16 protein-coding genes are annotated in these 20,298 nt (G+C 69.1%); 8 read left to right on the plus strand and 8 right to left on the minus strand.

The features are described 5' to 3' along the window. Nucleotides 1-26 precede the first annotated feature (26 nt). A complete protein-coding gene (locus H0X95_RS19010) occupies nt 27-995 on the plus strand; it encodes an ion channel (protein ID WP_006484077.1) in 969 nt (322 codons plus the stop codon). Between the two features lie 32 nt (nt 996-1,027). Here H0X95_RS19010 and H0X95_RS19015 read toward each other — a convergent pair whose 3' ends face one another. Beyond that, nucleotides 1,028-1,642 carry a glutathione S-transferase family protein gene (locus H0X95_RS19015; protein ID WP_006484065.1) on the minus strand — a complete coding sequence of 205 codons (615 nt, stop codon included), beginning with the start codon at nt 1,640-1,642 and terminating at the stop codon, nt 1,028-1,030. 361 nt (nt 1,643-2,003) lie between these two features. Between H0X95_RS19015 and H0X95_RS19020 the strand changes: the two genes are divergently transcribed. Next, the gene (locus H0X95_RS19020; protein ID WP_048984858.1) at nt 2,004-2,561 is read left to right on the plus strand and encodes a DapH/DapD/GlmU-related protein; all 558 of its coding nucleotides are present in this window, start codon (nt 2,004-2,006) and stop codon (nt 2,559-2,561) included. A 1,724-nt stretch (nt 2,562-4,285) separates the two neighbouring features. Next, nucleotides 4,286-7,858 (plus strand): indolepyruvate ferredoxin oxidoreductase family protein, encoded by a 3,573-nt coding sequence (locus tag H0X95_RS19025; RefSeq protein WP_059721713.1) that lies wholly within the window; start codon nt 4,286-4,288, stop codon nt 7,856-7,858. 92 nt (nt 7,859-7,950) lie between these two features. Here the strand turns inward: H0X95_RS19025 and H0X95_RS19030 are convergent, their stop codons facing one another. Continuing rightward, nucleotides 7,951-9,618, minus strand: a complete 1,668-nt coding sequence (locus H0X95_RS19030; RefSeq protein WP_043204969.1) for a Na+/H+ antiporter — start codon at nt 9,616-9,618, stop codon at nt 7,951-7,953. Between the two features lie 308 nt (nt 9,619-9,926). Between H0X95_RS19030 and H0X95_RS19035 the strand changes: the two genes are divergently transcribed. The 5 genes from H0X95_RS19035 (at nt 9,927) to H0X95_RS19055 (ending at nt 14,142) form a co-directional block, all read left to right on the plus strand. After that, entirely contained in the window at nt 9,927-11,213 is a 1,287-nt protein-coding gene (locus H0X95_RS19035; protein ID WP_006484063.1) for a sensor domain-containing phosphodiesterase, read from the plus strand. Nucleotides 11,214-11,369: 156 nt separating this feature from the next. Further along, nucleotides 11,370-11,756, plus strand: a complete 387-nt coding sequence (locus H0X95_RS19040; RefSeq protein WP_006484062.1) for a hypothetical protein — start codon at nt 11,370-11,372, stop codon at nt 11,754-11,756. Continuing rightward, nucleotides 11,753-12,157, plus strand: a complete 405-nt coding sequence (locus tag H0X95_RS19045; protein WP_196446141.1) for a hypothetical protein — start codon at nt 11,753-11,755, stop codon at nt 12,155-12,157. The genes H0X95_RS19040 and H0X95_RS19045 overlap by 4 nt, the downstream gene beginning before the upstream one ends. Before the next feature lie 109 nt (nt 12,158-12,266). Continuing rightward, nucleotides 12,267-12,992, plus strand: a complete 726-nt coding sequence (locus H0X95_RS19050) for a copper homeostasis protein CutC (RefSeq protein ID WP_034201302.1) — start codon at nt 12,267-12,269, stop codon at nt 12,990-12,992. 61 nt (nt 12,993-13,053) lie between these two features. Then, entirely contained in the window at nt 13,054-14,142 is a 1,089-nt protein-coding gene (locus H0X95_RS19055; RefSeq protein WP_006484078.1) for a suppressor of fused domain protein, read from the plus strand. Between the two features lie 24 nt (nt 14,143-14,166). On the opposite strand, the gene H0X95_RS19060 is transcribed toward H0X95_RS19055, so the two are convergent. From H0X95_RS19060 to H0X95_RS19085, 6 genes are all read right to left on the minus strand, one after another. Continuing rightward, nucleotides 14,167-15,522 carry a purine-cytosine permease family protein gene (locus tag H0X95_RS19060; RefSeq protein WP_006484074.1) on the minus strand — a complete coding sequence of 452 codons (1,356 nt, stop codon included), beginning with the start codon at nt 15,520-15,522 and terminating at the stop codon, nt 14,167-14,169. A 221-nt stretch (nt 15,523-15,743) separates the two neighbouring features. Next, a complete protein-coding gene (locus H0X95_RS19065; RefSeq protein WP_006483468.1) occupies nt 15,744-16,739 on the minus strand; it encodes a biotin-dependent carboxyltransferase family protein in 996 nt (331 codons plus the stop codon). Then, on the minus strand, nt 16,729-17,604 hold the full coding sequence (locus H0X95_RS19070; RefSeq protein ID WP_006495445.1) for a 5-oxoprolinase subunit B family protein: 876 nt from the start codon (nt 17,602-17,604) through the stop codon (nt 16,729-16,731). Before H0X95_RS19070 ends, H0X95_RS19065 begins: the two co-directional genes overlap by 11 nt. After that, nucleotides 17,601-19,058 (minus strand): acetyl-CoA carboxylase biotin carboxylase subunit, encoded by a 1,458-nt coding sequence (locus H0X95_RS19075; protein ID WP_060214904.1) that lies wholly within the window; start codon nt 19,056-19,058, stop codon nt 17,601-17,603. Before H0X95_RS19075 ends, H0X95_RS19070 begins: the two co-directional genes overlap by 4 nt. Nucleotides 19,059-19,062: 4 nt before the next feature. Further along, on the minus strand, nt 19,063-19,305 hold the full coding sequence (locus H0X95_RS19080) for an acetyl-CoA carboxylase (protein WP_027812637.1): 243 nt from the start codon (nt 19,303-19,305) through the stop codon (nt 19,063-19,065). 22 nt (nt 19,306-19,327) lie between these two features. Beyond that, nucleotides 19,328-20,110 carry a 5-oxoprolinase subunit PxpA gene (locus tag H0X95_RS19085; RefSeq protein WP_006483471.1) on the minus strand — a complete coding sequence of 261 codons (783 nt, stop codon included), beginning with the start codon at nt 20,108-20,110 and terminating at the stop codon, nt 19,328-19,330. Between the last annotated feature and the right edge of the window lie 188 nt (nt 20,111-20,298).

A 20,298-nucleotide genomic window follows, 5' to 3' on the forward strand; every position in this document is an offset into this window, starting at 1 on the left:
CGCCTCCCTGCAACCGGCGCCGCGCGATGAACGTCGATTCGTCCTCCCCAGCCTCCCGCGGCCGTGGCCGCAAGATCTGGTCGGGCACCCGCCCGGTGATCGCGTATGGGATGCCGCCGCTCGGCTGGCGCGACTTCTACCATCGCGCGCTGACGGTGAGCTGGCCGGTGTTCTTCCTGTCGCTTGCGGTGCTGTTCCTGCTGCTCAACGGCGGCTTCGCGACGCTCTATCTGCTCGGCCATGCGCCGATCGCGAACCAGTCGCCGGCGGGCTTCGGCGGCGCGTTCTTCTTCAGCGTCGAGACGCTCGCGACCGTCGGCTACGGCGACATGCATCCGCAGACGGTCTATGCGCACCTCGTCGCGACGTTCGAGATCTTCGTCGGGATGTCGGGCATCGCGCTGGCCACCGGGCTCGTGTTCGCGCGGTTTTCGCGGCCGCAGGCGAAGATCCTGTTCGCGCGCTACGCGATCGTGCGGCCGCTGAACGGCCGGATGACGCTGATGGTGCGCGCCGCGAATGCCCGCCAGAACGTGATTGCCGAGGCGCAGGCGAAACTGCGGCTGATGCGCGTCGAAGGCACGCACGAGGGCTACTCGCTGCGCAAGATTCACGACCTGCCGCTCGTGCGCAGCGAGCATCCGATCTTCCTGCTCGGCTGGAACCTGATGCACGTGATCGACGAGTCGAGCGCGCTGTTCGGCGAGACGCCCGAATCGCTCGCCGCGCGCGACGCGCAATTGCTGATCACGATCGAGGGCTCGGACGAGACTACCGCGCAGGTCATGCAGGCGCGTCATGCGTGGGCGCATGGCGAGATCCGCTGGCGCCACCGCTATGTCGACCTGATGCACGACGAGGACGGCATCACGCACATCGATTACACGCATTTTCACGAAGTCGTGCCGATCGACGTCGACACGGACGAGCGTGGTTCGCCGGGCGTGGTGATCGACGCGGACGCGTCGTCGCCGGGGCCCGCGGCGCAGGCGTGATCGAGGGCGGCGGGGCGCCGCCCGTTCGGGCGTCACGCGTGCAGCAGACGCGCCGCTTCGCGCTGTTCGATCGCGACCGCGCGGCGGAACGCGTCGCGGTCCTCGGCGCGCGCGACGTAGTCGCCGAGCACGCCTTCGTGCGGCAGCAGATGTGCGTCGAACGCGATCTTCAGCGTGCTGGCCAGCAGCAGGTCGGCCGCGGTGAAGCGGTCGCCGACGAGCCAGCGGCTGTGGGCGAGCGCTTGCGCGAGCGCGCGCTGCACGCGCGCGATGTTGCCCCAGCCGAACGCGACCGGATTGCCGGACGCGCCGGTGAATTTCTCGGCCATCGCCGGTTCGAGACAGGTCGGTGTGAAGAACATCCACTGAAGGAAACGGCCGCGCAGCGGATCGTCGGGCGCGACGCCGAGCCCGGCGCCCGGGCAACGGTCGGCGAGATAGAGCAGCACGGCGCCCGATTCGGCGAACGGCGCGCTGCCGTCGTCGAGCGCGGGCAGCTTGGCCATCGGGTTGACCTGCACGAACGCATCGCTGCCCTGCTCGTGCGAGCGCAGGTCGATCGGCACGAGTTCGTACACCACACCGAGTTCCTCGAGCATCCACAGCGCCCGGAATGCCCGGGTCTTCGGCCAGTAGTAGAGCTTCATCGCGCCTCCGCGTTTGGGTGCTGCTGTCGATCCGGTGGATGCTCAAGCGTACCCGAGCGCGGGAGGTTCGGACAGAGGAACCCGGCCATGGGCGCCGGTCGGTTGCGTGTGCCTGATTCGGTGCGCGGGAGCACGGGTGAACCGGGTGAAATGCCTCGTGAAGCCTTCGGCAACGGGAGTTCAATGAATGACTAGTTATTTATAAACTAGTTATAAAAATCGAGAGGTCTCAACGCAAATCCGCATCGTTACGATGCGCCCGGCCGCATTCCGCCGTACCCGCGCATACTGCAACGCGATCGTCCGGCTGCGACCGGAAACGCGCCACGTACCGCCGCAATAACGAGGAGACACATCACGCATGACAAACGACGATCGCACCACGTTCGTTCCGCGCAGAACGCCCGAATCGGCGGCCATGGTGGCCGAGGTCAGACGGGCGATGGCGATCACCGCGCGGCTCAACCGCCTGACGTTCGACGATGCGGCCGACGTGCGCGCATTGTTCGGTGAACTGATCGGCACGCAGGTCGACGACGGCTTCGTGCTGATCCCGCCGTTCCATGCGACCGGCGGCACCGGCATGAAGCTCGGGCGCAACGTGTTCGTCAACCAGAACTGCACGTTCTACGATCTGGGCGGACTCGAGATCGGCGACGACGTGATGATCGGCCCGAACGTCAGCCTGATCACGTCCGGTCATCCGGTCGAACCTTCGCGGCGGCGCGATGGCGTGGTCGCGAAGCCGATCGTGATCGAACGCAACGTGTGGATCGGCGCGGGCGCGACGATCATCGGCGGCGTGACGATCGGCGAGAACGCGGTCGTCGCGGCCGCGGCCGTCGTCACCCGGGACGTGCCGCCGAATACGCTGGTCGGCGGCAATCCGGCGAAGGTCATCCGGTCGATTGCCGAATAACGTCGTCCGGGCGCGCGTGCCGGTGCGGTGAGGCGTCGTCGAACGAATGTGGACAACCCGTCGCCCCAGCCACTCGAAACGCTGTGCATCTGAACGGTGAGCGTGCCGCCGAGGCCGCCCGGACAAGCCCCCCGGGCTTTCCGCTGCTTTCGTCCAACCACGCATCCGCCGAACGGCGGATGAAAATCCGGTCGCGTACGGGTTGTGGATATCCGCGCCGCGAAACGATTCGGCGCGCTGTGGTTTTCACAGGTGAGGGTGACCGGATGCGGCGCGATAGATGACGCAGGTTGTGGACAACTCGCGGCAAGACGAAGCGAAATGCTGTGAAATTCAATGGTGAGTGTCGCGCCCGATCACGCGGGGCGCCTGCACCGGCGCGGGTTTCGCGCCGTTTGCCGCGGTTCGGCGCGCCGCGCATTCTAGCCGACTGTCGCGAGCGCGTGACCGCCCCATACGTGCCCGGGACGTATGCATCCGGCTCCGGCCCCAATCGAAGGGCTGTGCATTCTAACGGTGAGCGCCGGCGCGTGGTTCGCAACATGCGGGTTTCGGTGCGCGTCTTCGCCTGTTCGCGGGACTCGACGCATCGTGTAACCCAATGGTGAATCTGGGCCCGTGATCTGCGCGCAGCGCGCGAAGAAGCAGCCGCTCGACCGATGAAGCCACGCGAAGCACCGTCCGTGTCACGCCTGGACGCGAGGTTGCGAGCGAGGCGTCTACGCATTCCCGTGTGGATATCCGGCCGCCGAAACGACGCTCGCCACTGTGACTTTCGACGGTGAGCATCGGCGCTTCGTCGGGCGCGGTGCCGCTTCCGGTACGGATTGCCGGTCGCCGATGGGTTTCGACGCGTGCATCCTCCGTCGATCCAGGCACATTCGTCCATGTGGATATCCGGTTCCCGGGACCACTCGAAGCGCTGTGTTTTTCGACGGTGAGGGTGCGCGCCAGGCCGGCGCGCAACGCTGGTCCGGGCGTGGACAACTGTCGCGGCAACCACTCGAAGTCCTGTGTATTTCAACGGTGAGGGTGAAGCGATAGTCCCTCGACCGGCGTATTCCGGCGCGACCGTCCGCCGGACGGACGTACTCGCGCGCCTGTGTATCCGACCGGTGAGGGCGAGCAGCCGAGCGACGAAATGCGCAGGCTCCAATGTGGACATCCGCCCACAAACCGACTCGCCGCGCTGTGAATTTCAACGGTGAGCGTCGGCCTCCGAGCGCCCTGCATGCCGATTCCGGAGGTGGACATCCCGCCCCCGACGCCACTCGAAACGCTGTGCAATCGAACGGTGAGCGCGCTTGCCCGACCGGCCGAAGGACGCGTCGTTGTGGACATCCGCCGCCACCGACCAATCGGAACGCTGTGCATTTCGACGGTGAGCGTGACGTCCCGATGCCGCTGAAACCCTTGCCGCTCGGGGTTCGAGCGCCCTCCACCCGGCTGGCGGCGAGCGTTGCGGCACGCACCGGCTTTTCTGCCGAACCATTCGACCACCCTGACGCGCCGCCCGTCACGCTCCCGCCGCCCGCGCGAAAACTCTCTCAAATCCCGGCAAAAAGCTGCGCAGTTTTTCTCGCCACGGGCCGGTCCGCGCAAGATGAGAAAAAACATTCTCGCCGGCGCGCGAAAAAATAGAGCCATTCGCTGCCGGCACCCGCGCGTCATCCGACGATCCGCCGCGCACGGCCCAGAACAGCACAATCCGGAGACAACCCCTCATGACCGCCCGCCTGCCCGTCGACGGCACGCCTGCCCTGTCCGACTACCGCCTGACCGACAACCTGACCGCGACGCGCGGCCGGATCTTCCTGACCGGCACGCAGGCGCTGATTCGCCTGCTGCTGATGCAGCGCACGGTCGACACCGAACAGGGGCTCAACACGGCCGGTTTCGTCAGCGGCTATCGCGGCTCGCCGCTCGGCATGGTCGACCAGCAGCTGTGGAAGGCGAAGAAACTGCTCGACACCAGCGGCGTGCGCTTCCTGCCGGCGATCAACGAGGAACTCGGCGGCACGGCCGTGCTCGGCACGCAGCGGGTCGAGGCCGACCCCGAGCGCACGGTCGAGGGCGTGTATGCGATGTGGTACGGCAAGGGCCCGGGCGTCGATCGCGCGGGCGACGCGCTGAAGCACGGCAACGCGTACGGTTCGTCGCCGCACGGCGGCGTGCTGGTCGTCGCGGGCGACGACCATGGCTGCGTGTCGTCGTCGATGCCGCACCAGAGCGACTTCGCGATGATGGCGTGGCACATGCCGGTCGTGAACCCGTCGAACATCGCCGACATGCTCGAATTCGGCCTGTACGGCTGGGCGCTGTCGCGCTACTCGGGCGCGTGGGTCGGCTTCAAGGCGATCTCGGAAACGGTCGAGTCGGGCTCCACCGTCGACCTCGATGCGTTGCAGACGCGCTGGCCGGCGCCGGCCGGCTTCACGCCGCCGGCGGGCGGCCTGCACAACCGCTGGCCCGACCTGCCGAGCCTCACGATCGAGGCGCGCCTCGCCGCGAAGCTCGACGCGGTCCGCCATTTCGCGCGCGCCAACAGCATCGACAAATGGATCGCGCCGAGCACCCACGCGAACGTCGGCATCGTCACCTGCGGCAAGGCGCACCTCGACCTGATGGAGGCGCTGCGCCGCCTCGACCTGACGGTCGCCGATCTCGACGCGGCCGGCGTGCGGATCTACAAGGTCGGCCTGTCGTATCCGCTCGAAATGACGCGGCTCGAGACCTTCGTCGACGGGCTGGCCGAAGTGCTGGTGATCGAGGAGAAGGGTCCGGTCATCGAGCAGCAGATCAAGGACTACCTGTACAACCGCACCGAAGGCGCGCGCCCGCGCGTGCTCGGCAAGCACGACGCGGCCGGCGGGTGCCTGCTGTCGGAGCTGGGCGAGCTGCGCCCGTCGCGCATCCTGCCGGTGTTCGCCGACTGGCTCGCGCGGCACAAGCCGGCGCTCGACCGCCGCGAGCGCGTCGTCGATCTCGTCGCGCCGCAGATCCTGTCGAACGAGGCCGACGCGGTGAAGCGCACGCCGTACTTCTGCTCGGGTTGCCCGCACAACACGTCGACGAAGGTGCCCGAAGGCTCGATCGCGCAGGCCGGCATCGGCTGCCACTTCATGGCGTCGTGGATGGAGCGCGACACGACGGGCCTGATCCAGATGGGCGGCGAGGGCGTCGACTGGGCCGCACACGCGATGTTCACGAACACGAAGCACGTGTTCCAGAACCTCGGCGACGGCACCTACTTCCACTCGGGCATCCTCGCGATCCGCCAGGCGGTCGCCGCGAAAGCGAACATCACGTACAAGATCCTCTACAACGACGCGGTCGCGATGACGGGCGGCCAGCCGGTCGACGGCAGCATCTCGGTGCCGCAGATCGCGCGGCAGGTCGAGGCGGAAGGCGTGTCGCGCTTCGTCGTGGTGTCCGACGAACCGGAGAAGTACGACGGTCATCACGGGCAGTTCCCGACGGGCACGACGTTCCATCACCGCAGCGAACTCGATGCGGTGCAGCGCGAATTGCGCGAGACGCCGGGCGTCACCGTGCTGATCTACGACCAGACCTGCGCGGCGGAGAAGCGCCGCCGCCGCAAGAAAGGCGAATTCCCCGACCCGGACAAGCGCCTGTTCATCAACGACGCGGTCTGCGAAGGCTGCGGCGACTGCGGCGTGCAGTCGAACTGCCTGTCGGTCGAGCCGCTCGAGACGCCGCTCGGCCGCAAGCGCCGCATCGACCAGTCGTCGTGCAACAAGGACTATTCGTGCGTGAACGGCTTCTGCCCGAGCTTCGTGACGGTCGAAGGCGCGGCGCTGAAGAAGGCCGCCGGCGCCGCGTTCGACGAAGCGGCGCTCGCCGCGCGCGTCGACGCGCTGCCGGTGCCGGCGACGCATCTGGATGCCGCGCCGTTCGACATGCTCGTGACGGGCGTGGGCGGCACCGGCGTCGTGACGGTCGGCGCGCTGATCAGCATGGCCGCGCATCTCGAAGGCAAGAGCGCGTCGGTGCTCGACTTCATGGGCTTCGCGCAGAAGGGCGGCTCGGTGCTGTCGTTCGTGCGGATCGCGTCGAGCGACCGCTGGCTGAACCAGGTGCGCATCGACACGCAGCAGGCCGACGTGCTGCTCGCATGCGACATGGTGGTCGGCGCGAGCGCCGAGGCGCTGCAGACGGTGCGTCACGAGCGTTCGCGGATCGTCGTCAACACGCACCGGATCCCGAACGCGTCGTTCGTGCAGAACCCCGACGCGAACCTGCATGCGGACGCACTGCTCGAGAAGATGCGCCACGCGGCCGGCGACGGCTACCTGTCGAGCTGCGACGCGCAGGCGCTCGCCGCGAAGTTCCTCGGCGATTCGATCGGCGCGAACATCCTGATGCTCGGCTACGCGTGGCAGCTCGGCCTCGTGCCGGTGTCGCTCGCCGCGATGATGCGCGCGATCGAGCTGAACAACGTCGCGGTGCCGATGAACAAGCTCGCGTTCTCGATCGGCCGGATGGCGGCCGGCGACGCGGCGGGCCTCGATGCGTTGTGGAACGCGCGCCATACGGTGGCCGTCCATGCCGCGCCGGAGACGCTCGCCGAGCTGATCGCCGATCGCGAGGCGCGCCTCGACGCCTACGGCGGCGCGCGCTACGTCGAGCGCTACCGGGCGCTGGTGAGTGCGGCGCGCGCGAAGGGCGACGACACGCTGACGCGCGCGGTCGCGACGACGTTCTACCGGCTGCTCGCGGTGAAGGACGAATACGAAGTCGCGCGGCTGTACACGGACGACGCGTTCCGCACCGCGCTCGAAGCGCAGTTCGAAGGCGTGCCGGGCCAGGCGTACCGCGTGAAGTTCAACCTCGCGCCGCCGACGGTCGCGAAGGCCGGCAGCGACGGCAGCACGCCGAAGAAGCGCGTGTTCGGCCAGTGGATGTGGCCGGTGCTCGGCCTACTGGCGCGCGTGCGCAGCCTGCGCGGCACGTGGCTCGATCCGTTCGGCCGCACCGTCGAGCGCAAGATGGAGCGCGCGCTGGCCGACGACTACGAGACCACGCTCACGCGTGCGTTCGCCGCGATGACCCCCGGCAATGCGGCGCAGGTCGTGCAACTGGCCGACCTGCACGCCCGCGTGCGCGGCTTCGGTCATGTGAAGGTGCGCAACCTGGCCGGCGTGAAGCGCGCGGAACGCGAGCTCGCGTTGCAGCTCGGCATCGACGCGGCGACGAGCGCGGCCGTGCAGCACGCGCTCGACGAGATGAAGGGCGCGGGGATGCTGAAGGGGATTCCGGTCGTCGTCGCGAAGTAACGCGAACGCGAGTGGATGCGAAAACGGCGACGCGGGTGCGTCGCCGTTTTTTCATGCATGCCGGTTGCCGCGCGCAGGCCGTTGCAGGCCCGTCAAAGAATGCCTTTCTTGCGCGTCGACAGCGCGGTTTCCGACAGGTCGATCTCGCGAATCAGCTTCGTCAGCGTCTCGTCGGAAATCTTGCTGTCGCTGCGCAGCCGGTACAGCGCCGAGCGCTCCGCGCGCACGGCCGCGATCCGCATCTGCAGCTCCATCGTTTCGGCCTGCTTCGCTTCCGCGCGCGGCGTGGGGCCGTCCTCGGCCAGCGCGGCGAGCCGGCGGCGATACTGGTCCATCACGCGTGCGGAGATGTCCGCGCAGCGCGCCGCGCCCGATTCGTCGAGATCGGCCGAAATCGCGTCGTGCGACGAATCGATCGCGCGGATCGCGGCCTGCGCGGCGGCCGAGCGCGCGGTGCGCTCCTCGTCGCCGAGCGGGTTGCGCGACGAGCGCACGCCGCGCAGCAGCAGCGGCAGGCCGATCACCGCGACGATCAGCGAGCCGAGGATCACGGCCGACGCGATGAAGATCGCGGTGTCGCGGCCGGGCAGCGGCGCGCCGTCGGACAGCGCGACCGGGATCGACAGCACGCCGGCGAGCGTGACCGCGCCGCGCACGCCGCCGACCGTCATCACCGCGATCGTGCGCACGCCGGCCATCGTGCCGGCGAGGCCCTGGCGCGCGGCGCGGCGGCTCGCGAACCAGCGCAGCAGCCACACCCACAGGAAGCGGATCGCATACAGCGCGAGCATCATCGCGCACACGTTGAAGATCATGCGGCCGACCAGCGCGTCGCTCGTATGGTGCGCGTCGACGAGCGCGCGGCCGATGATGTGCGGCAACTGCAGCCCGAGCATGATGAACACCATGCCGTTGAACACGAACTCGATCATCGCCCACGTGCTTTCGGCGCGCACGCGCGACGCGACGGTGCTTTTGCGCGAGAAGCTCGTGTAATTCATCATCATCCCGGCCGACACGGCCGCGAGCACGCCCGACAGGTCGAGGTGCTCGGCGAACAGGTAGGCCGCGAACGGCACCAGCAGCGTCATCACGATGCCGGGCGCCGGGTCGCCCTCCTGTTCGGCGTTCAGGAAGCGTGTCGACAGCGCGCTGAACAGCCACGACACGATCGCGCCCGTCGCGAGCCCGCCGGCCGCGACGATCACGAACGTGACCGACGCGGCGCGCAGCGAGAACACGCCGGTCAGCGCGGCCGCGATCGCGAACTTCAGCGCGACGAGGCCCGACGCGTCGTTCATCAGCGCCTCGCCTTCGAGGATGTGCATCAGTTGCGGCGGGATGCGACCCTTGCCGGCGATGCCCGACAGCGCGACCGCATCGGTCGGCGACAGCACGGCCGCGAGCGCGAACGCGATCGGCAGCGGCAACTCGGGAATCAGCCAGTGTGCGAAGTAGCCCACTGCGAGTACCGTCATGAACACGAGCCCGAACGCGAGCATCAGGATCGCGCGGCGCTGCAGGTATAGCTCGCGTTTCGGAATCCGCCAGCCGTCCGCGAAGAGCAGCGGCGGAATGAACAGCAGCATGAAGATCTCGGGATCGAACGTGACGTGCAGGTTCAGCTTCGGCCACGCGAGCATCGCGCCGAACGCGATCTGCATCAGCGGCAGCGGCAGTTGCAACGGCAGGAGGCGCGTGACGGCGCCGGACAGCGCGACGGTCAGCAGCAGAATGAGGACGGTGAAGACGATTTCCATCGATACGGCGGATAGGCAGAATGAAACGATCGTACGGAGTGTAGCGTGCCGACGTGACGGATGCGCTCGAACGGGCGGTGCGTGCGCACGGAAATGGTGCATCGACGGCGCGCCACGGTGGTGCGGCAGCCCGGCGCGACCCTGCGGCGCACGGGTCATGCGCACCTTGCACGGAGCTTGCTTGAGGGAGAGCAGCCGCCCGGCCCGCGCCGGGCAACCGAGGGTCCAACCATGACATTGCGCGCGCCGTCCCGGTCGTCGTCCGTGACGCCGGACGGCGCGTTCGAGTGCATCACCAGGAGAAGGGCATGACGATCGTGCAACAGGAGCGTCCGGCCGCCGCGTCGCCGTACCGGTTCGAGCGGGAGATGAGCTCCGGCTTCGAACGGCTGGCGACGCAGCACCGCGACCTGACGCTCACGACCGTGTTCCAGCCGATATTCAGCCTGTCGCACCAGCGTGCGGTCGGCTACGAGGCGCTGCTGCGCGCGCACGATGCGCTCGACCGCGCCGTGTCGCCGCTCGACGTGTTCGGCGAAGCCGCGCGCCAGGGCGAACTGCTGCAGCTCGACCGGCTCGCGCAGGCGCTGCATCTGGAGAACTTCGCGCTGCTCGGCGCCGAGCGCGAGTGGCTGTTTCTCAACGTCCATCCGGGCGTGCTCACCGACCCGTTCCAGGCGGCCGCGCTGCTCGCGAACCTGAAGCGGCTCGGCATGCCGCCGCGGCGCATCGTGCTCGAAGTGCTCGAACAGCGCGCGGAGGACGTCGAGCGGCTCGCGGAGGCCGTGCGCGCGTTCCGCACGCAGGGTTTCCTGATCGCGCTCGACGATTTCGGCGCGGGCCATTCGAACCTCGAGCGGATCTGGCAGCTGAACCCGGACATCGTGAAGCTCGACCGGATCATGCTGTCGCATGCGGCACATCGCACGGGACTGACCGCGATCCTGCACGGGCTCGTGACGCTGTTGCACGAGGCCGGCAAGCTGGTGCTCGTCGAAGGGATCGAGACCGAGCACGAAGCGCAGATCGCGCTGTCGTGCGAGGCCGATTTCGTGCAGGGCTACTACTTCGGCCGGCCGGCGCCGGGGCTGCCCGACAGCGCGGCCGCGACCGGCTGCATCGGCGAGCTGACCGAGCGCTTTCGTCAGCAGACCGAAGCGCGCGAGCGGCGCGACACGCAGCGGCTCGCGCCGTACCTGCGCGCGTTCGAACGGGCGGCCGAGCGCCTCGAGGCCGGCGAGCCGCTCGACGAGGTGTGCTGGAACTTCCTCGCGCTCGACGCGGCCGCGCGCTGTTTTCTGCTCGATGCGCAGGGCCGGCAGTCGGGCCGCAACGTCGTGCTGCGCGCGGATCGCGCGCTGGCCGAGGCGCGCTTTTCGCCGCTGGCGGACGCGCAGGGCGCGAACTGGCTGCGCCGGCCGTATTTCCGCTCGGCGATCGCCGAACCGGGGCGCGTGCAGGTCACGCGGCCGTACCTGTCGATCAACGAGGCGCAGCCGTGCGTGACGCTGTCGGTGGCCGTGCGCGTCGGCGATGCGCAGCGCGTGCTGTGCGGCGACATCGACTGGGTCGACGACGACGCGCCGGTCGCGTAGCGACGCACGGCGCGCATGCGGTGAGCAGCGAGCGGGGCGCGGGGCGGCCGTTGCGTTCACCGCGGGCTTCCCCGACAATGGCGCGACCGCGGCCATCGTGACCGCGCGCGCCGTCCCGGGGGCCACCATGGCGGCGAATAAAAAAGGAAAAAAACCATGAAACGACCGATTTCGCTGACCATCCTCGCGTGGGTCATCATCGTGACCAACGCGATCACCTGCGTGTATACGCCGTTCTCGATCGGCATGCCGACCACCCAGGCGCTGCTGTCGCACTACCTGCTGCCCGTCTGGGCGACGCTCGGCATCAGCGTGATCATCGAAGCCGCGAACGTCGTGATCGGCATCGCGATCCTCAAGGGGCGTGAGTGGTCGCGCAAGGCCTACGTCGCGACGTCGGTGTTCGGCTTCGCGTTTTCGTTCATCAACATGCCGAAGTCGATGTTCGCGGTGCTGATCCCCGGCTTCCTGCTGTTCGCGCTGTTCATCTACCTGCTGTTCCGGCGTCCCGCGACCGCGTATTTCCGGCACGCCCTCGCGTGAACGTCGTGCGCAACGCGCTGGCGATCGTGCTGTTCACGATCGCCGGCTTCGGCGTGATGGCCGCGCAGCTGGCCGCGTTCCTGAAAGTCGGCCACGCGGGCGCGACGGTCGTATTCGTCGCCGTGTTGTTCACAGCGTCGGCCGTGCTGCTGGCTGCGGGCGCGTTTGCCGGCGCATTCCGGCCGCGTGCGCGCGGCGCGGGCATCACGCTGCTGGCCGCGGCCGCGACCACCGCGCTCGGGATGATCGGCTGGGGAATGCTCCTGCTCACGCCGGCGATCGTCGACATGATGCAGCAGCAGGGCGCGTACTTCGACGCGCGCATGTTCCGGTTCGTGTCCGGCACCGCGGTGACGGCGTTGTCCGCGCTCGTCGGCGTCTGGCTCGTGCGGCGCGGCTGAAGGACATGGCTGAAATGCGCGACTGAAATACGCGGCCGCCGGCACGCTGGCGTCCGTCACGCGGCTCGGCTAGGATGCGCGAATTATCCAGACGATTCGCGGGCCGCCCATGAACCGACATGCCGCTTCTTCCGTCCTCCTCGAAGTGATCGCCACGACCGTCGGCGATGCCCAGGCCGCCGCCCGCGCGGGCGCCGACCGCCTCGAACTCGTGACCGCGATCACCGAAGGCGGGCTGACGCCGAGCGTCGGCCTGATTGAGGCCGTCGTGGCCGCCGTGCCGATTCCGGTCAACGTGATCGTGCGTCCGCACAGCCGCTCGTTCGTCTATGACGCCGACGACCTGCGCGTGATCGAGCGCGACGTGCGCGCGGCCGTCGCGGCCGGCGCGAACGGCGTCGTGTTCGGCGCGCTCGACCCGCGCGGCGACGTCGATCTCGGCGCGCTGGCCCGGATCGCGGCCGCCGCGGACGGGCGCGCGCTCACGTTTCACCGCGCGTTCGACGTCGCGCGCGATCTGAACGCCGCGTTCGACGCGCTGCTGCGCGTGCCGGCCGTCACGTCCGTGCTGACGTCGGGCGGTCATCCGTCGGTGCTCGACGCGGTTGCGACGATCACGCGGCTCGTGCGGCAGGCGGCGGGCACGACTTGCACGGTGCTGGCCGGCTCGGGGCTCACGATCGACGCGGTCGGCGATTTCGTGCGCGCCACCGGCGTGCGTGCGGTGCATTTCGGCTCGGGCGTGCGGCCGCGCGGCGAGGTGCTGGCGCCCGTCGACGGGCAACGCGTCGAGCGCGTGCGCGCGGCGCTCGACGGCGCGGCGTCGCACGTGTGACGCACGTCCCGACACCGCACGACACAAACACGACACGACATCATCGGGGAGAGCGGGCCACATGACGGACGCCACGCACGACACGCACGACGGCGCGGACGACGATGCCGCGCCCGGCTGGGACGCGATCGACGCCGCGCTCGCGCGCCTTTATCCGGGCCAGGAGCCGAAGCACTACGGCACGCTGGTCAAGTGGCGGCTCGGCGGCCCCGATCCGCTCGACGGGATCAGCGTGTGGCGGCGCGCGGCCCCCGTGCCGCACTGGCATTTCGTCACGTACGGGCTGAGCGAGCTGTATGCGAAGGAGTCGGACGATCCGGCCGTCAGCGGCTTCGGCTTCGAGCTGACGATGCGCGTCGCGTGCGTGGCTGGCGACGACGAGCCGCCGCGCTGGGTGTTCAGCTTCCTGCAGAATCTCGCGCGCTACGTGTTCCAGAGCGGCAACGCGTTCGACGACGGCCACTGGATGACGGCCAACGGCCCGATCGCGCTCGATACCGATACGGCGCTCTGCTCGATGGGCTTCGCGTTCGATCCGGAGCTGCCGGCGATCGACACGCCGCACGGCCGTCTCGCGTTCCTGCAGGTCGTCGGGCTGACGCTCGACGAGGAACGCGCCGCGAAGCGCTGGCGCACGCGTGCGCTGCTCGACACGCTGCTGCCGCACATGCCGCTGTGGGTGACCGATCTCGGCCGCGCGTCGCTGCTCGAACGCGCGGACGTGCGCGAGCAGGTCGACGCGGGCACGCAGCGCGACGGCTCGGCGAGCGGTTACCTGTTCACCGACGTGCTCGGCTGGGGCACCCGCAAGCGGCTGCTGCGCGCGCCGGTGATCGAGATCACCGTCGGCGCGCGGCAGGTCGACGAACTCGTCACGCTACTGCCGCTGCGGCTGCCGTTCGACCGGCCGTTTCGCCTCGTCGGTCACGACGGCGCGGTGCGGTTCGTGCGCGGCGACGCGAACGGCGTGAGCGACGAAGACGGCACGCTGACGCTGCGGCTCACCGACGCGACGGTGCAGGCGCTGGCGCGCACGCTGAAGCCGCGCGCCGGCGAGTATGCGATCGACGGGCTCGACGGCGTGCGCTGGCGGGTCGAGCCGACGGTGATCCGCGACGCGCAGGGCCATCCGGTGCAGACGATCGGCTAGGGCCGGCGCCCGAGCCGCGGCGCGTCACGTGTTGCGCACGAACCAGGTCCGCTTCGCGGTGCCGAGCAGCGCGCGATAGACGAGCCACGACACGACGAAGGTGGCCGGCGCCGACAGCGACGCGGCGAACCCGGTCGCCTGATTCAGCGCGAGCCCCGCGAACGCGCCCGCGAACCACGCGGTCAGGCCGCCCGGATTGAACACCGGCACGTGCGCGTCGCGGCATTCGACGTCGTCGCCGACGAGCTGCCCGTAGCGCGCCGACAGGATGTGCGCGAGCGCGACGCCGACCCACGCGACGACGAAGATGCCCTGGTACGCGAGCGCTTGCAGGATCCGCGAGAAGATGTCGGCCATCATCAGCGCATAGACGACCGCGCCGACCACGACCGCCCACACGAATTTCGGCGCGCGCAGCCCCGCGACCTTCTGGAAGAACGCCTGCATGTTGACGGTCGCGAGGTAGTAGTTCGCGGTATTGATGCGCGACTGCGTGACCCACACGAACAGCAGCCCCCACACGCCCATCAGCTTCAGCAGCGCGAGCACGACCGACACTTCCGACAGCGTGCCGAGCCCGGGAATCGTGCTGACGAGATAGATGCCGGCCGCGCCGTTGACGAGGAACGTGACGAGGTAGAACGGCATCCCGAAGTTGAAGCGGCCGTGATAGCGGGCGTCGGCCTTGCGGCCGAAGCGCGCGTAGTCGAACGTGAACATCATCAGCACCCATACGCCCATGTAGTAGACGAAGCACTGCCACCAGCCGCCGGCCGGGGCGCCGCCCGCCGGCCCGAAATCGAGCCACGCGGCGTGATAGCCGTACTCGGCCGTCGCGAGCCCGACCGCCGCGAGCAACCCGAACAGGTAGAACGGCAGCAGCACGCCGTTGAACTTGTCGAGCCAGTGCTGCACGCTGCCGAACACGAGCGGCACGCTGTAGCAGACGACGATCAGCGCGGCCCACTTGTAGTCGAGCGCCGGAAACTGGTGATGCGCGGCGACCGCGATCACCGAGCCCTCGAACACCGCGTAGTAGATCGCCGTCGCGAAGAAGATCAGCGTCGCGAGCGCCGCGCCCGCGCTGCCGAACAGCACGCGCGAGAACAGCGCGACCGACAGGCCGGTACGGATCGCGTAGCGGCTGATGATCGAATTGACGATGCCGTACGAGACGACCGACAGCGCCATCCCGATCAGCGCGTTGCGCGCGCCGTAGGTGAGCGCGAGCGTCGCGCCGACGACGATGTAGAACACCGCGCTGCAGACGGCCCACCACGCCATCGTCAGCGCAAAGGGCGGCATGCGTGCGTGATCGGGAATGGCGAGCGTCGACAGGTCGAGATCCTCGTCGGTGCGGGCCTGAGCCAGGTTGGCCATGAGCGTGCTCCTCGATGAGCGAAACAGCGGACGACGTCTGGGCCGCGGCCCATGCGAGCCGCGGGGTTGCCCCGACGTCGGGGCGGGCAACCGGTCCGGCGAAAACGGCACGCAGGCGTCCCCGCCGCGCCGCGCGCGGCCGCACGGACGGGAAACGGAAGCGAAGGATGAAAACGGAGGGCGGCGCACGGCGCCCGGCGCGACGGCCGGGCGCGTGGCGCTCAGTCCTTCAGTACGGCGCGCAGCAGCGCGAGGCGCCGCTGGTACTCGCGGCGCGCGGCGAGCGCGTCGGCCATCGTCACGCGCACGAAGCGCGCGCGATGGTTCGGCTGCATCTGGCCGATCAGGTCCATGTCGGCGCTGATGACCGTGCCGATCGTCGCGTAGCCGCCGCCCGACACCGCATCGCGATGCAGGATGATCGGCTCGACTCCGGCCGGCACCTGGATCGAGCCGATCGGATAGCACGCGTCGACGATGTTCGACGGATCGGCCCCGGCGCCGAACGGCTGCTCGCGCGGCCGGAACTGCAGCGGCCGGCCGTTCTTGTAGCGGTAGCCGATGCGGTCCGCCTCGGGCGCGACCGTCCATTCGTCATCGAAGAACGTGTGCGCCGACGCGTCGGTGAGCCGGTAGTGGTACAGCCCCGGCAGCACGCGCAGTTCGACCTGGCTGTCCAGCGGCCGGCTGACCGACGCCGGCAGCTCGCGCCCTTCGCGAAGCGTGCCGCGCGCCGCGCCGATCGGCAAACGGTCGCCTTTCTGCAGGCGCCGGCCCGCGTGGCCGCCGATCGCGCCGAGCGTGTAGGTCGAGCGGCTGCCGAGCACGACCGGCACGTCGATGCCACCCGCGACGGCCAGGTACGCGCGGGCGCCGCCCTTCACGTAGGCGAACGACAGCACGCTGCCCGCGCGGATCCACAGCGCGACGTTGCAGCGCTGCCCGACGCCGTCGATCTTCGGGGTCATCTCGGCGCCCGTGACGGCGACCAGCGCGTCCGCATGGAACAGCAGCTCCGGGCCGAGCAGCGTGCATTCGAGCACGGCCGCCTGTTCCGGATTGCCGACCAGCAGGTTCGCCGCGCGCGACGCGTACTGGTCGAGCGAGCCCGACGGCGGGATGCCGACGTGGTAGTAGCCTTGCCGGCCCGTATCCTGGACCGACGTCGCGAGGCCGGGTTTCACGACCTCGATCAGGTTGTGCGCGTCAGCGGGCATGCAGCACCTCGACGAGAGAACGGTTGACCGCATCGGGATCGCGCCGGAACGCGTCGAGCGAGAATTTCACGGGGCGCACGCGCAGCGAGAAGGTACCCGCTTCGACGGCCGCCACCGCGGCGTCATAGGCGTCGCGATCGATCGGCTGGAATTTCACGATGTCGCCGGGCCGGAAGAACACCATGAAATCGCGCAGGTAGTCGAGCCGCTGCGCGGGATCGAAGATCGGCGCCGGCGTCACGCCGAACATCTGGTAGCCGCCCGCGCCGCGCACCGAGTAGATGCAACCGAAGCAGCCGCCGTGGCCGACCGTCAGCTTCGGCGTGTCGGTGCGCGGCCGCAGGTATTTCGGTACTTCGAGCTGCCGTGCGCGCTCGACCATCTGGTACATGAACGGCAGGCCCGCGACGAAGCCGACCATCGACACGAACCACGGCGAGCCCGAGTGCGCGGCGATGAAGTCGTCGACGTCGCGCTTGCCGTTGATCCGCGCCGCATATTCGAGGTCGGTCGACGACGGGTCCTGGTGACGCTCGCGAAACCGCATCAGCGTCTCGTGCGTCCACGGGTCGTTGTACAGCACCGGCACCTCGACGATGCGGGTATCGAGTTCGAGCGGCGCGTCGCCGACCTCGGCCTCGATCGCCTTGAGCAGCGCGACGAGCGTGTCGGGCTCGATCACGTCCGGGTCGTAGCGCACCTGGTAGGACGCGTTCGCCGGACAGATCTCGGTGATGCCCGGCACCGCGCGCCGCTGCAGTTCGCGCGTGATCGCCGTGCCCTTGAAGAAGGCGTCGAGCGACATCGCCTCGCTGATCTCGACGAACACGAATTCGTCGCCGCCGAACGTATAACGGGTCGTCACAGGGCCTCCCCGACGCGCGCGGCGTCCGCGGTTTCGTGCTGCCGGGCGGCGGCCGTCGCGGCCTCGCGCCATGACGGCATCCACGCTTCGAGAAAATTCGTGTGATAGCGGCCCGCGCGCACGTCGTCGTCCGCGAGCAGCGCGACGTGCAGCGGCGCGGTGGTCTTCAGGCCGCCGACCTGCAGCTCGCCGAGCGCGCGAGACAGACGCCGCAATGCGGCCGCGCGGCTCTCGTCGTGCACGATCAGCTTCGCGAGCAGCGAATCGTAGAACGGCGGCACGACGTAGCCCGGGTAGAGCAGCGAATCGACGCGCACGCCGGGGCCGGTCGGCCACACCAGTGCGTCGATCCGGCCCGGATTCGGGCGGAAATCCTGCAGCGGATCTTCCGCGTTGATCCGGCATTCGAGCGCGGCGCCGCGCATCGCGATGTCGGCTTGCGCGAACCGCAGCGGCTCGCCGTCGGCGATGCGCAGCGTTTCGCGCACGAGATCGATGCCGGTGATCGCCTCGGTCACCGGATGCTCGACCTGGATGCGCGTGTTCATCTCGATGAAGTAGAACTCGCCGCGCGCATCGTCGAACAGGTATTCGAGCGTGCCCGCGCTGCGGTAGCCGACCTCGCGCGCGAGGCGCGTGGCCGACGCGCACAGCGCGTCGCGCTGCGCCGGCGTGAGCGACGGCGACGGCGCTTCCTCGAGGATCTTCTGGCGGCGCCGCTGCAGCGAGCATTCGCGCTCGAACAGGTGGACGACGTCGCGGCCGTCGCCGAGCACCTGCACCTCGATGTGCCGCGCTCGCGCGATGAAGCGTTCGAGATAGACGCCGCCGTCGCCGAACGCGGCCTGCGCCTCGCGCTGCGCGAGCGGCAGTTCGGCGTCGAGCTGCGCGGCGTCGTGCGCGACGCGGATGCCGCGCCCGCCGCCGCCCGCGGCCGCCTTGATCATGATCGGGTAGCCGATGCGCGCGGCGACTTCCCGCGCCTCGTCGAGCGACTGCACGACACCGTCGCTGCCGGGCACGGTCGGCACATTGGCACGCCGCGCGGTTTCGCGGGCGCGGGCCTTGTCGCCCATCGTCGCGATCACCTGCGCGGCCGGGCCGACGAAGATCAGCCCGGCCGCCTCGACCTGCGCGGCGAACGCCGCGTTCTCGGACAGGAAGCCGTAGCCCGGATGGATCGCGTCCGCGCCGCATTGCCGCGCGGCGTCGAGGATCGCGGCCGGATTCAGATAGCTCTTCGCCGCATGCGACGACCCGATGTGGATCGCTTCGTCGGCCATGCGCGCGGCGAGGCTGTCGCGGTCCGCGTCGCTGACCACGGCGACCGCGCGCATGCCGAGCTCGCGTGCCGCGCGGATCACGCGCACCGCGATTTCGCCGCGGTTCGCGACCAGCACGGTCTTGATCCGCGACGGTCGATAGAAGGTGTCGGGGGCGTTTGCCGGCTTCATCGCATCACCCCTCGATCCGCATCAGCACCTGGCCGGCGTCGACCGGCTCGCCATCGTCGACGAGCAGCTCGACGACGCGGCCGGCCGCATCGGCTTCGATCTCGGTGAACTGCTTCATCACTTCGACGAGGCCGACCACCGCGCCGGCCGCGACCGTCGCATCCACCGCGACGTAGTAGTCCGCCTCGGGCGACGGGCGTCGGTAGAACGTGCCCGGCAGCGGGCTGACGATGTCGTGCAATGCCATCTTGCGTCTCCTTGAATCGGGTTCAGTGATGAGCGGCGAGCGGTTGCGGGCCGGCGGTCCGGATGCCTTCGCGGACCAGCGCGTCGCGCGTTTCGCGCACGAGTTCGAGCGCGCCGGGCGTGTCGCTGTGGATGCAGACCGAATCGAAATCGATGTCGATGTCGTCGCCGTCGATCGTGCGCACCTTGCCGTCGATGCACGCACGCAGCACCTTGTCGGCCACCTGCTGCGGGTCGAGGCGCCCGACGCGGCGCGTGAACACGATGGAGCCGCTGCGGTCGTAGTCGCGATCGGCGTAGAACTCGCGGATCACCGGCTGTTCGTACTCCCTCGCCACGCGATACGTGACCGACGCTTCCATGCAGTACAGCCACAGGCCGGGATCGACGCGCTGCAGCGTCTCGATCAGCAGCCGCGAGAACGCCTCGTTGGCCGCCGCGTGCATGTAGAGCGCGCCGTGCGGCTTGACGTGCTGCAGGCTCACGCCGTTGAGCCGCGCGAACTCGCGCAGCGCGCCGAGCTGATACAGGATGTCGTGGACGAGCGCCTGCGGCGTTTCGGTGATCGTGCGGCGACCGAAGCCCGCCAGATCGCGAAAGCCCGGATGCGCGCCGATCCCGACGCCGGCGTCGCGCGCGAGCTGCACCGTGCGCGCCATGATGTTCGGGTCGCCGGCATGAAAACCGGTGGCGATGTTCGCCGAGCTGATGAGCGGCATGATCTGCTCGTCGACGCCGTCGCCGATCGTCCACGGGCCGAAGCCTTCGCCCATGTCCGAATTCAGGTCGACACTGTGCTTCCTCATACGGTTCGTTCCTCCAGGTTCTCCGGTTTCGCTTGCGCCGCAGAGCGTGTCGATACCGTGTTGAACGCAGGTTAGCCGTGCGGGGTGCGTCAAAATAGTTCTATTTTTATATGCGAGCGTATCGATTTTTCAGATATCGCGGGAAGCGGCCGCCCGGCGCCGCGGCAGGCGGATGTGCGCGGGTCGGG

This window comes from Burkholderia sp. 9779_493 (assembly GCF_015712215.1).
Classification (GTDB): Bacteria; Pseudomonadota; Gammaproteobacteria; order Burkholderiales; family Burkholderiaceae; genus Burkholderia; species Burkholderia cenocepacia.